The 11,635-nt window shown below is 69.9% G+C and carries 14 protein-coding genes and 1 pseudogene; 2 read left to right on the forward strand and 13 right to left on the reverse strand.

The features are described 5' to 3' along the window. The first annotated feature begins 46 nt into the window (after positions 1–46). Complete coding sequence (locus WBG99_RS12065) at positions 47–1,420, forward strand: AI-2E family transporter (RefSeq protein ID WP_338900303.1); 1,374 nt, start codon at positions 47–49, stop codon at positions 1,418–1,420. A 20-nt stretch (positions 1,421–1,440) separates the two neighbouring features. Here the strand turns inward: WBG99_RS12065 and WBG99_RS12070 are convergent, their stop codons facing one another. The 4 genes and pseudogenes from WBG99_RS12070 to WBG99_RS12085 all read right to left on the reverse strand — a co-directional run bounded on the left by WBG99_RS12070 (position 1,441) and on the right by WBG99_RS12085 (position 3,160). Next, positions 1,441–2,016 carry a dihydrofolate reductase family protein gene (locus tag WBG99_RS12070; RefSeq protein WP_338896334.1) on the reverse strand — a complete coding sequence of 192 codons (576 nt, stop codon included), beginning with the start codon at positions 2,014–2,016 and terminating at the stop codon, positions 1,441–1,443. A 136-nt stretch (positions 2,017–2,152) separates the two neighbouring features. Continuing rightward, positions 2,153–2,305: pseudogene (locus WBG99_RS12075) on the reverse strand (alpha/beta hydrolase); the annotation flags it as partial. A gap of 385 nt (positions 2,306–2,690) precedes the next feature. Further along, on the reverse strand, positions 2,691–2,870 hold the full coding sequence (locus WBG99_RS12080; protein ID WP_338896335.1) for a hypothetical protein: 180 nt from the start codon (positions 2,868–2,870) through the stop codon (positions 2,691–2,693). After that, entirely contained in the window at positions 2,867–3,160 is a 294-nt protein-coding gene (locus WBG99_RS12085; RefSeq protein ID WP_338896336.1) for a hypothetical protein, read from the reverse strand. The genes WBG99_RS12080 and WBG99_RS12085 overlap by 4 nt, the downstream gene beginning before the upstream one ends. 166 nt (positions 3,161–3,326) lie before the next feature. Here WBG99_RS12085 and WBG99_RS12090 point away from each other — a divergent pair, with 166 nt between their 5' ends. Further along, a complete protein-coding gene (locus tag WBG99_RS12090; RefSeq protein WP_338896337.1) occupies positions 3,327–3,629 on the forward strand; it encodes a winged helix-turn-helix domain-containing protein in 303 nt (100 codons plus the stop codon). A 197-nt stretch (positions 3,630–3,826) separates the two neighbouring features. Here WBG99_RS12090 and WBG99_RS12095 read toward each other — a convergent pair whose 3' ends face one another. The 9 genes from WBG99_RS12095 to WBG99_RS12135 all read right to left on the reverse strand — a co-directional run bounded on the left by WBG99_RS12095 (position 3,827) and on the right by WBG99_RS12135 (position 11,632). Then, complete coding sequence (locus WBG99_RS12095) at positions 3,827–4,486, reverse strand: OmpA family protein (RefSeq protein ID WP_338896338.1); 660 nt, start codon at positions 4,484–4,486, stop codon at positions 3,827–3,829. 2 nt (positions 4,487–4,488) lie between these two features. Next, positions 4,489–5,082, reverse strand: coding sequence for a hypothetical protein (locus WBG99_RS12100; RefSeq protein WP_338896339.1), 594 nt, complete (start codon positions 5,080–5,082; stop codon positions 4,489–4,491). A gap of 15 nt (positions 5,083–5,097) precedes the next feature. After that, the gene (locus tag WBG99_RS12105) at positions 5,098–5,712 is read right to left on the reverse strand and encodes a pilus assembly protein TadG-related protein (RefSeq protein ID WP_338900306.1); all 615 of its coding nucleotides are present in this window, start codon (positions 5,710–5,712) and stop codon (positions 5,098–5,100) included. Continuing rightward, positions 5,709–5,918, reverse strand: a complete 210-nt coding sequence (locus WBG99_RS12110; RefSeq protein ID WP_338900307.1) for a hypothetical protein — start codon at positions 5,916–5,918, stop codon at positions 5,709–5,711. Before WBG99_RS12110 ends, WBG99_RS12105 begins: the two co-directional genes overlap by 4 nt. A 105-nt stretch (positions 5,919–6,023) precedes the next feature. Then, positions 6,024–6,782, reverse strand: coding sequence for a response regulator transcription factor (locus WBG99_RS12115; RefSeq protein WP_338896340.1), 759 nt, complete (start codon positions 6,780–6,782; stop codon positions 6,024–6,026). Further along, positions 6,775–8,379 (reverse strand): histidine kinase, encoded by a 1,605-nt coding sequence (locus WBG99_RS12120; RefSeq protein WP_338896341.1) that lies wholly within the window; start codon positions 8,377–8,379, stop codon positions 6,775–6,777. Before WBG99_RS12120 ends, WBG99_RS12115 begins: the two co-directional genes overlap by 8 nt. Then, complete coding sequence (locus tag WBG99_RS12125; protein ID WP_338896342.1) at positions 8,376–9,278, reverse strand: DUF5936 domain-containing protein; 903 nt, start codon at positions 9,276–9,278, stop codon at positions 8,376–8,378. Before WBG99_RS12125 ends, WBG99_RS12120 begins: the two co-directional genes overlap by 4 nt. 22 nt (positions 9,279–9,300) lie before the next feature. Further along, entirely contained in the window at positions 9,301–10,248 is a 948-nt protein-coding gene (locus WBG99_RS12130) for a type II secretion system F family protein (RefSeq protein WP_338900309.1), read from the reverse strand. Positions 10,249–10,291: 43 nt separating this feature from the next. Further along, on the reverse strand, positions 10,292–11,632 hold the full coding sequence (locus WBG99_RS12135; protein ID WP_338896343.1) for a CpaF family protein: 1,341 nt from the start codon (positions 11,630–11,632) through the stop codon (positions 10,292–10,294). Positions 11,633–11,635 lie beyond the last annotated feature (3 nt).

The raw sequence follows: 11,635 nt of genomic DNA on the forward strand, positions 1-11,635 counted from the left end.
GGGAGGAGTGGCGGCCAACAGGGGTGACGGGGGAAGAGGACGGATGATGTCGCGAGTTCCCGGATGGCTCGACCGGCTCGGTGCCGGACTGCGCGGGTGGAGCGAGCGGTTGGAGCGACGCCGGGCGGACATGGAGTCGGAGTCCGAGGGCGCCGACGGTACGGGCGTCGCGAGGACCAGCGGTCACGCCGGTGACACCGGCGGCGGCCCCGGCCCCGCCGACTCCGAGGGTGCCGGTGGGGCCCTGGGCGGGGGCGAAGGCGCCGAGGCCGCCGCGGACGGGCCTCAGGACTCCTCCTCCGCCGGGGCGGTGCGGGGCCAGGCGTCCGCCCCTGTCCTCTACGCCCGCCCGGACCCCGCCTCCGCGGTGCCCTGGGGCATGCGGGTGGCGGCCGAGGCCGGCTGGCGGCTGCTCGTTCTCGCGGGCACCGTCTGGGTGTTGATGCGGATCATCAGCTCCGTACAACTGCTGGTGCTGTCGTTCACCAGCGCTCTGCTCATCACCGCCCTGCTCCAGCCGACGGTGGCACGGCTGACCCGGCGGGGCGTACCGCGCGGCCTCGCCACCTCCCTGACCGCCGTCCTCGGCTTCGTCATCATGGGTCTGATCGGCTGGTTCGTGACCTGGCAGGTCATGGAGAACATCAACGACCTCTCCGACCAGATCCAGGACGGCATCGACGAGTTGCGGCGCTGGCTGCTCGACAGCCCGTTCCACGTCACCGAGAACCAGATCAACGACATCGCGCAGAACCTCCGCGACGCGATCAGCGACAACACGGACACGATCACCTCGGCGGGCCTGGAAGGCGTGACCGTCATCGTCGAGGCGCTGACCGGCATCCTCCTGGCGATGTTCTCCACGCTCTTCCTTCTCTACGACGGCAGGCGCATCTGGCAGTGGACCCTGAAGCTGGTGCCGGCGGCGGCCCGGCCGGGTGTCTCCGCGGCGGGGCCGCAGGCCTGGGGGACGTTGACGGCGTATGTGCGCGGCACGGTGATAGTGGCGCTGATCGACGCGATCTTCATCGGCCTGGGTATCTACTTCCTGGACGTACCGATGGCCGTGCCGCTCGCCGTCTTCATCTTCCTGTTCGCCTTCATCCCACTGGTCGGCGCGGTCTTCTCCGGTGCGCTCGCCGTGGTCGTGGCGCTGGTGACGCAGGGCGTCTTCACGGCCGTCATGACCCTGGTCGTGGTGCTCGCGGTCCAGCAGATCGAGGGGCACATCCTCCAGCCGTTCATCCTCGGGCGGGCCGTGCGGGTGCATCCGCTGGCCGTCGTCCTGTCGGTCGCCGCGGGCGGCCTGATCGCGGGGATCGGGGGTGCGGTGGTGGCGGTGCCGTTGGTCGCGGTGACGAACACGGTGGTGGGGGCGTTGCGGGCGTACGCCCATGACGGGCCGCCGGGGACCGACTAGGGCGCCGCCGGGCGGGACTCTCACCCCGTGCCCTGGCTCCTGCCGTGGCGCAGGAGTACGACTCCGTTGCCGAAGGCGCGGGTCTCGATCAGGCGCAGGCTCTTGGGGGCGTCGGCGGCGGCCGGGAAGAGGCGCCTGCCCGCGCCCAGCAGGACGGGGTGGACGTAGAGCCGGAACTCGTCGACCAGGTCGTGGCGCAGGAACTCGGCCGCGAGGTCGGCGCCGCCCACGGCGAGGTCGCCGCCGTCCTGTGACTTGAGGGCCTCGATGTCCTCCACGACGACGTCCCGGACGATCGTCGCGTGCCACTCCGCGCGGCTCAGCGTGCGGGAGAAGACGAGCTTCGGCATGGCGCGCCAGATCGCGGCGAAGTCGGCGACGGGACGGGGCGCGGCGGGGTCCCGGTCGGCCGTGGGCCAGTAGGCGGCCATCATCTCGTAGGTGACACGACCGTCGAGGAAGGCCCCCATCTCCCTGAGTACGTCGTTGAAGTGCGTGTGCAGTTCCTCGTCGACCAGGTGCCAGTCCAACTCGCGGTTCGGGCCCTCCATGTAGCCGTCGAGGGACACGGACATCATCAGGACGATCTTTCGCATGGCGGCGGCTCTCTTCGTGGCTCGGTCGCTGGTTGCAGAGAGAGGATCGCGCGCGTGCGCCTCGGCTGCACGGATATGGCCATCCGACGCGTGCTTCTGTCGCCCGTGATCAGCCACTGCGCCTGGATGCCGGTGGCATCAGAAGATCCAGCCCGGCTGGCATCTCGATCCCCGGACCCGGGCGGACCGCATCGATCTCGTCCGGTGTGACACCGGGAGAAATGACGTCCTTGATGAGCTCCAGGACGGCGGCGAGCTCGGGGTCGAACGGGGGCGGTACCTGGGTCATGGGTGCTCCTCACACTGGTCGCCCGGGGGCACGCGGCGGCTCGGGCGGCCATCATTCGCGCACCGGCGGCCGACCGGGGTTCCGCCGTCCGGCGGAACCTGCCCGCCCGTACGGCGGGTGGCCCGGCCATGACCTTCTTGCCAGGACACGACCCGTGGTTCACCTGCCGTAGGTGGAGGGGATTTCACGTGGAGACATCGCTGTCAAGGCCCCCCGCACCAGGAGTGGGATCGAATTCCTGACCGTAGGTGCTCGTTCACGCTGGGTGGTGTCGACCTTGCAGGTCAGCACCACCCAGCGTGATCTTTGGTCTTGTTCGAGCCCTCTGCCGTGACCGTGTAGACGCGGATCGTCATCCGGGACGGTCTCGGGGCCGGGCGAGGAGTTACCGGGCGTCGGTGGGCGGCGGGTAGTGCGCGGCGCACTCCTGGCAGGCGTAGACCGTGAAGCCGGGGCCGGTCGCGGCGCGCTCCTCGTGGACCACGACCGGGGTGCCGGTCATCCGCTGGCAGTGCGCGCACATGCGGACCGGGCGGCGGCGGGTGTGGTGGCCGCGGTCGGTCATCGGGCGGCTCCCACGCGGATGCCGTGGATGTGGTCCGGGCCGGTGTCGATGCCGAGAGTGGCCAGGTAGAGGGCGCGGCGGCGTTCGCGTTGGTGGCGGCGTTCGTCCGGGGTCAGGAGGTAGGGGCGCACGAGGGGGGATGCGCTGCCGTCGATCAGGTCGGTGACGAGGGGCGGCGGCGGGGCGACTGAGATCGGCGCGGGCGTCTCGGCGCCGAGACGGTGACGGCCTCGGGGGTCCGGAGTGCAGAGGCTCAGCATCCAAGCGAGGAAGCGGACGATAAGGTCCACGGTGTTGGCGCTCCTTTTCAGCGTTGACCACGCCCTGGGACGGCCAGCATCCGTCGCCAGGGTCTTTACGGGCACGTGCACGCTACAGGGTGCAGTTGGGCGGTGTATAGCGGTTAGGCGCACTCCATTGAACCGCACAGCTGAACGACGTCGTACATTGTTCGATATGACGCCGGAGCCACACCAGTCGCCGATCGATCCGAACAAGATCGCGTACGTCTACATGCAGATGGCCGACCACATCGCCGAACGCATTGCCCGTGGCGAGCTCCGGCCCGGCGCCCGACTGCCTGGAGAGCGCGACCTCGCAGCGGAGTACGGAGTCGCGCATCTGACCGCCCGCCGCGCCACCCGCGAACTACGCGACCGCGGTCTCGTGGTCACACTCCCCGCGAAGGGCACCTTCGTCGCGTATCCGCAGGACGGGGAGCCCGGTAACGACGCCACAGGGGCCGGGACGGACGTCTGAGGGACGCGGAGCGGACCCGTCCCGGACGGAACTGCCGCGCCCGTGAACGCGTCCGGGCTTCTCGTTTCACGCCAGGAGGGCGGAGGTGGCGCCACCGTGTGCGGCTGCCATTCGCGGGCTACGCCCGCTCTCCCGACTCCACCGTCTGGTATCCGTCGTCGGTCGGCAGCGCTTTCAGCCGACCCCGCACCTCAGGCTCAGGAGGTCCGGGGGAAGGAGACCTCCACTCGGCGGTTCTTCTTGCGGCCCTCTTCCGTGGAGTTGTCGGCGATGGGGTAGTCCTCGCTGTAGCCGCGCACCTCGAAGGTGACGTTGCCGCCGAGGTCGGCGGCGAGGATGTCGTGGACGGCTTCGGCGCGTTTCTTGGAGAGGGTCAGCCCGTGGGCGTACGAGCCGAGGTTGTCCGTGAAGCCGAAGACTCGGACCGTGCCCGCGCTCTGCTTCCTGATCTCCTCCGCGATCGTCTGGATCCGGGATTGCGCCTGCGGGTTCAGCTTCGCGCTGTCCTTCGGGAAGAGGACCTCCGCCTGGAGGGCGAACGTCACGTTCTCGTTCGTGTCCTCGCGGCGTTCCTCACCGCCCAGGTCCTCCACGACCGACTTGATGTCCAGGACCTTGGCGGGGGCGAGGGTCGCGCCCTGTGCGAGCTTCAGGCCCGGGCTGTTCGCGTCGACTTCCGGGGGCGGTGAGGTGGTGACCGTGCCGGGGGGTTCGCTCGGGTCGTCCGCGGCGTGGGCGGGGGCCGCGAGGGTGAGGGCGGCGAGGACCGCGACGGCCACGGCCAGCGTCGCCGTGCCCGCCGATCCCTGCGTGCCCGTCGTGCCTTTCGTGGCGGCTCGTGGGAAGAGGGCGGTCATCGTCACTCGTCCTCGGAGAGTTCGATCGAGGCGGGGGGCATGGAGCCGACCTGGAAGTCCACGGAGGTGGTGCCTTCGGGTGGGGCGGGGAACTGGGCGAACCAGTCGGTTGTCGCGCCCGTCCCGACACCGCCGGTGAACCTCGTACACAGGCAGCGCCCTTCAGTATCTCGGAGGACGAGGTACTTCTTCTTGCCAGTCTGATCGATCAGGCTCGCGCCCGCGATCGAGCCACCGTTCTTGACCAACTCGCTTTCGTCGCCTCGCCATTCCGCGCCTACCCAGGGTTTGCCGGTGCCGTTGGTCACCGTTCCCCCGACCGTGACGAAGCCACCGCCGTCGCGGGTTGCCGACGTGACTTTCAGCGTCAGGCCACCAGCCTTGACCTCGGTGAGGACTGACTCGGTGGCGGGGGCTTCGGACTCCTGCTTGCCGGCATCTCCGGTGTCCTTGGACGGCGTCGACGATGCCGCCGTGTCCGACGACTTGTCGTCGTCCCCTCCCCCACCGCAGCCGGCCACCGTGAGAACCAGACCGGTGGCAATCGTCACCGTGGTCAGAGCCATACGGCCCTTCATGGTGTACCGGAACTTCATGGACACAGCTTCCTCTCACTCGGCCAGACGCACAGAGAACATCACAGACGCGTCGGGAAGGTCGTCCGGATCGAATTCTCCGGGGTCGATGCCCACGGACTGACCGTCGCAGTCCAGCATCACGGGCTTCGTTGGATCCGCGTCCACGTCGAAGGCACAGCGCGGTTGGATGACTGCGGTCGCCCTGGCCGTGGCCGTCATGCTCTCGGTGCCGGGAATGATCGACTCACCGACGGTGTAGGCCGTCTGCACCTCCACCAGGAAGCCGGGAAAGCCGTTGACCTCAGTGGCCTGGGCACCGCCCAGAACGGTCGACTCGTTCGCGGCGGCCAGTTCCTGGGCTGCGGCTGTGGCTCCTTCGCCGGGCAACTCCCCATCAGGAAGGTCCAGCCAGTCCAGCCAGTCGTCGTCCGCCTTGATGGCACCGCCCAAGTCGAGCAACAGGTCTTCCCGTGCCTGCTGTGCCGCAGCCAACGCCGCGGCGTCCGCTGCGGACTGGGCCCCATTGCGGGCGGAGGCCGCCTGAGCGAACGCGAAGAAAGCCAACGCCGTGAACAGCAGAATCGTCGTCAGCCACATGTAGAGGGGCAGGGTGGATCCTCGATCGCCGAACGGCCGTACGCCCGTCAGCCCCCGATGACGTTGGTCACGGCGGACAGGATCGCACCTGAGATCAGTCCGTCCAACCCCAGGCCGTCGATCATCACGAAAATACCCGCAATAATGATCATGATGCCCGCGTACTCGACGAACCCCGCGCCCGCGTCCCGTCCCTTCCCCCGCATCCGGGAGACGACGGTCCTTCTCCATGCCTCGAAACGGTGCTTCACCTTCATGGCGGTTGCCTTCCCGCGCGATGCCGACACCAACCGGATCACCGTACGTGAAACTCCCCCTACCACGGGTGGGTCCGGGGGCCCAACTTCGCTGAGGTGGAGGGCTCATCGGGGCCACCCCCTGTGGGCCGTGCCGAGCCAGTGGGCGATGGCTTCGCCGCGGGTTGAGGCGTGCAGTTTTGCGAAGATGTGATTGATGTGGTTTTTGACGGTCTTCTCGCTGATGAAGCAGGTGGCGGCGATCTGACGGTTGTTCATGCCGGACGCGATGAGGTCCATCACCTCCACCTCCCTTGAACTCAGACCGAAGGACGGTCGGCCGGCGCGGTCGGGGGCGCGGCGGTGAAGTCGCGGCGCGTACCAGGGGCGAGCCTTTGACGACTGTGCCACAAATGGTTGCAGCTGCGAAGAGGGGTCGTGACTTTCGCGTGAAGGTTTGTAGGAAACGCCGAGCGAACTTGAGACAGTCGGCCGACCCTCCCTCAAGTCCCGCACCGCCTTGATCAGTTCGGGGGCCGTGAACTCGCCGTGGACCAGGTAGCCGGACGCGCCCCGGCACAGGGCCTCGGCCACGACCTCGGGTTCCGTGCTGTAGGTCAGCATCATCACGGGGCAGAGGGCGGCCAGTTCGGGCAGCGCGGTGAGACCGTCCGTGCCGGGCATGCGGACGTCGAGGAGCACGACGTCGGGGTGGTGTACGCGTGCTTCGCGTAACGCCTCCTCGCCGTCGGTGGCCTGGGCCACCACCTCCAGGTCGGGGTGGGTGCCGAGGAGGGCGGTGAGGCCGGCTCGGACCACCGGGTTGTCGTCGGCGACCAGCACGCGGAGGGGTGGGCCGGGGAGTGCCTGGGGCTGGTCAGGCATGGGCGGCCTCCTGTCGGGGGGATTCGGGGGTGGTGGGGGGTGTGGGGAGGGGGACGGGGAGAGTCAGGGTGACTTTCGTACCTGCGGTGGGTGGGACGTGTGGGGTGGGCAAGGGGTTTGAGGCGGGTGGGGTGGGTGGGTTCAGGCGCAGGGTCGCGTTGATGCGGTTCGCTCGTTCCGCCATGCCCAGGAGGCCGAAGTGGCCGGATTTCTGCGCTTCTTCGAGGGTGAGGGCGGGTGGGAGGCCTACTCCGTCGTCCTCGATCGTGAGGTGGAGGGCGTCCGGGGTGACCGCCAAGGAGACCGTCGCCGTCGTCGCCCGCGCGTGGCGGTGGATGTTCTCCAGGGCCTCCGTCGCGATCGCCAGGAGGTGGTGGGTCGTCTCGGGTGGGAGGGGTGGGGGTGCCTCACCCGTGTGGGTCAGGTGGGTGGGGATGGCCGTGCGGGAGGCGAAGTCCGTTGTACGGGCGGCCAGTTCGGGCTTCAGATCAGTGAGGGGCGGGGATGTCGTCAGGTCCGCGTGGCGGCGTAGGTCCGTCAGGAGATCGCGGGATTCCGCCGCGGCTCGGCGGGCCGCCGAGGCCACGAGGGCCGCTTGTTGCCTCACCTTGGTGGGGTCGGGGTCCGGGCGGTCCGCCGAGGTCGCCAGGGCGTCCGCGGCGAGGGCCAGACCGTGGAGGGTCTTGGCCACCGAGTCGTGCAGTTCGCGGGCCAGGCGGGCACGTTCCGACTCCACGGCCTCCGCCACGGCCAGGCGGGACGTGGCCTCGGAGAGCGCCTGGGTGGCCGTACCGAAGCGGAACATCAGGTTGCGGAGGGTGACGCCGATGATGCCGGCCGCGACGCAGAAACCGGCGATGAGGAGGGTGCTGGCGCCCGCGCCAGGGCGGTGTTCCCAGGTGCGGTGGACGGTGAGGAGGACGGTGAGTTGCAGGCCGGTGAGGACGCCGGCGCCGCGCCAGCCGTAGAGGAGGCCGGAGAGGAGGGGGGTGCAGACCGTGGCGTAGGCGAGGGGGGAGGCCGGGGAGGCGGTGAGGAGGAGGACCGCGCCGAAGAGGAGGTCCAGGGCCATGAGGGAGGGATGGGCGAGGAGGCGGGGGGCGAAGCTGTGCCAGTCCCTGAGCATGGCGTAGGAGATGGTGATGCCGAGGACCGCGGCGAGGAGTACGGCGTAGGTCGGGGGGCCGTCCGTGGTGTTGGCCATGGCGAAGGGGGTGCCGATGGCGAGGGTGGTGAGGCGGACGGCGAAGGTCTGGCGGGCGAGGGACTGCAGGGCGTTGAGTTGGAGGCGGAGGGTGGCGGGGGGTGCTGCGTCGTCCGCCAGGTACCCGGTGCCGGGGCCGGGCGGGGGTGGGAGGCGCCTGCCGGCGCTGACAGGGTGCCGCTGCGCCCACCCGTGCCGCCCCGGCGGCACGACTGCCCGCCGCTGAGACGGGGTGGGAATCCGGCCCGGCGGCACGGCTGTCCGCAGACGGGACAGCATGGCGATTCGGCCCCTCGGCGCGACTGTCCGCAGACGGGACAGCATGGCGATTCGGCCCCTCGGCACGGCTGTCCGCAGACGGGACAGGCGGGTGGGCAGGCGGGGCCTCGTCATCGGCCCAGGATCTCGCCGAAGTTGGTGCCCGAGCCGAGGAACATTCCGGTGGCGATGAGGATCATCGTCGCCGGAAGCATGAAGACCAGGGTGACGAGGGTGGCCTTGGGGATGGTGCGGGCGGCACGGCGGCGGGCGTTCTGGGCGTCGGTGCGGCGCATGTCGGCGGCGAGTTGGATGAGGGTCTCGGCGATGGGGGAACCGAGTTCCTCGCCCTGCTGCAACGCCGAGACGAACTGGGCGACCTGTTCGGAGGTGTTGCGTCTGCGGAGTTCGTCGAAGGCCTGGCGGCGGCTCACGCCCATGTCCATCTGACGGAGGGTGATGCGCAACTCGTCGGCCCAGGGCCCCTCGTACTTCTCGGCCACCCGGTCCAGGGCCTGGCGGAAGCCGAGGCCGGCCGAGACGACGACGGCGAGGACGTCCAGGAAGTCGGGGAGCGTGCGGTCGATGACGTCCTTGCGTTCGCGGACGGCCTGCCAGATGGCGGCGTCGGCGGCGAGGAGGCCGAAGGCGAAGGTGAAGGCGGCGAAGAGGGGTCGGCCGCTGGTGAGGAAGACCAGGCCCATGAAGGCGCCGAAGAAACCGTAGACGGCCCGGCGGGCGGCGTAGCGGTTGAGAGTGAGGCCGCCGGGGTTGCCCGCCATGTCGATACGGCGGCGTTTGGCCTCGACCCGGCGGGGGCCCATGAGGCGCAGGACGAGGGGAGCGAAGCGCATGCCCAGGCGGTCGACGGCCGAGCCGGTCCTGGAGACGCGGGTGGCACCGACCTCCAGGGCGAGGGCCAGGTCGCCGGGGAGTTTCGCCTCGGCTCGGATCATGCGGATGCCCAGCAGGGCGCCCGCGACCGCGACGGCCGTCAGGAGGGCCAGCATCACGGGCACCATCGTCGTCGTCATGTGAGGTCCGTCCGCTTCCTTCTCATACTTCGATCTTGCCGAGGCGGCGGATGACGAAGAAGCCGACCGTGTAGAGGCCGATCGAGATCAGGACCAGGACCTGGCCGAGGGGGGAGCCGGTCACGCGGGCCAGGGCGCCGTCGTTCGAGGAGTTGATCAGGAGGAGGGAGCCCAGGCCCAGGAGGGGGACCGTGAAGGCCGTCGCGTTGACCTCGGAGAGCATCGTGCGGACCTCGCGGCGGGTCTCCTTCCGGTCCTCCAGCGTCTGGGTCAGGTTGCGCAGCGAACTCACCACCGAGCCGCCCGCCTTGTTGGACAGGACCAGGGTGGTGACCAGGACGATCAGCTCGCGGGACGGGAGGCGTTCGGCCAGCTCGCCGAGGGCGTCGTCGACGGAACGGCCCAGCGCCAACTGGTCTGCCACGCGGGCCAGTTCCTCGCCCGCCGGGGCCTCCAGTTCCTCCGCAGCCATCGCCAGGGCCGTACGGAGGGCGAGTCCGGCGGCGGTGGCGTTGGCGAGGAGGCGGGCCACGTCGGGGAGTTGGTTGATGAAGGCCTCGATGCGTTTCTGGCGCTGCCAGTTGAGGAAGATGGCCGCGCTCCAGACGCCGACGGCGCCGGCGATCGGGCCGAAGAACGGGGCGAGGGTCGCCGCCGCGATCAGCCAGAGGGTGACCACGGCCATGGCGACGTAGGCGGCGAACTCACCCGCCGTCAGGTCCAGTCCCGTCGCCGTCAGGCGCAGGTGGATCGCGCGGCCGAGGCGGGTGCGGCGCAGGCGGCGGTCGACGGCCGTGAAGCGTCGTACGCGTCCCGCGGCTGTGCGCGGAAGGCCTCCCGGGTTGCCCGCGAGACGGTCGGCCACGGCCTGGCGCCGCGCGCGGCCGGAGGCGTACAGGTGCGCGCCGGCGACAGCCAGGGTGCCGCAGAGGACGGTGGCGCCGAGGGCCAGCAGGGTGGGGTTGTCCAGGGGTGTCGCCATGGTCGGTCCTACCTCCTCGGGGCTCTCGGGGCTATCCGATGGCCTGGCGGGTGTGGAGTACGTCGATGGCCTCGGCGACGCCGTACGCGGGTGGCAGCGGTTCGTCGGCCACGTACAGCTTCTCCGCGACGGGGCGCGGCACCGGCAGGTGTTCGAAGCGGCCCTGCACGACGCGGTCGGCGCCGAGGGGGCTCGCGACGAAGCGGGAGACCGTGGCGATACGGAACTGCTCGCGTCCGTGCGAGACGAGCAGGGCGATCTCGGTGACCTTGCGGGAGCCGTCGGCGAAGCGGGTGAGCTGGACGACCACGTCCACCGCCGAGTTGATCTGGTCCTTGAGGGCCTCGAAGGGGATGAGGACCTCGGACATCGAGCCGAGGGTCTGCAGGCGCATGAGGGCGTCCTCGGCGGAGTTGGCGTGGACCGTGGCGAGGGAGCCGTCGTGGCCCGTCGACATGGCCTGGAGCATGTCGAGGGTCTCGCCGCCGCGGACCTCACCGACGATGATGCGGTCCGGGCGCATACGGAGGGAGTTGCGGACCAGGTCGCGGATGGTGATCTGGCCCTTGCCCTCGATGTTCGGGGGGCGGGACTCCAGGCGGATCACGTGCTCCTGCTGGAGCTGGAGTTCGGCGGAGTCCTCGATGGTGATGATGCGCTCGCGGGGCGGGATCAGGCCGGAGAGCGCGTTGAGGAGGGTCGTCTTTCCGGTGCCGGTACCGCCGCTGACGATGACGTTGAAGCGGGCGCGGACGAAGGCGGCGAGCAGCATCAGCATCTGCTCGTCGAGGGAGCCGAGGTCGATGAGTTCCGGGAGCGTGTACGCGCGGGGGAAGCGGCGGATCGTGAGGGTCGGGCCGGTGAGGGCGAGCGGCGGGATGATGACGTTGACGCGCTCGCCGGTGGGGAGGCGGGCGTCGACCATGGGGTTGGACTCGTCGACGCGGCGGTTGACGGTCGAGACGATCCGCTCGATGGTCTGCATGAGCTGCTCGGTGGAGGCGAAGCGGAGGGGGAGCTGTTCGACGCGGCCGGCTCGTTCCACGAAGATCGAGTCGGGGCCGTTCACCATGATCTCGGTGACCGACGCGTCGGCGAGGAGGGGTTCGAGGACACCGAGGCCGAGTGCCTCGTCGACGACCCTGCGGATCAGTTGGGAGCGTTCGGCGGAGGAGAGGACCGGGCCCTCTCGGCTGATGATGTGACCCAGTACGCGTTCCAGGCGGGCCCTGCGGTCGGCTGCCGTCAGGGTGGACATCTCGGCCAGGTCGATCTCTTCGAGGAGCTTGGCACGGTAGACGGCCACGAGGTGTCCGTCCTCGCGTCCGGTGGACCCCTCGTCGGGGGCGGCGATACGGGATCGCAGGCTCATCTT

The sequence above is a fragment of the Streptomyces sp. TG1A-60 genome (assembly GCF_037201975.1).
Classification (GTDB): domain Bacteria; phylum Actinomycetota; class Actinomycetes; order Streptomycetales; family Streptomycetaceae; genus Streptomyces.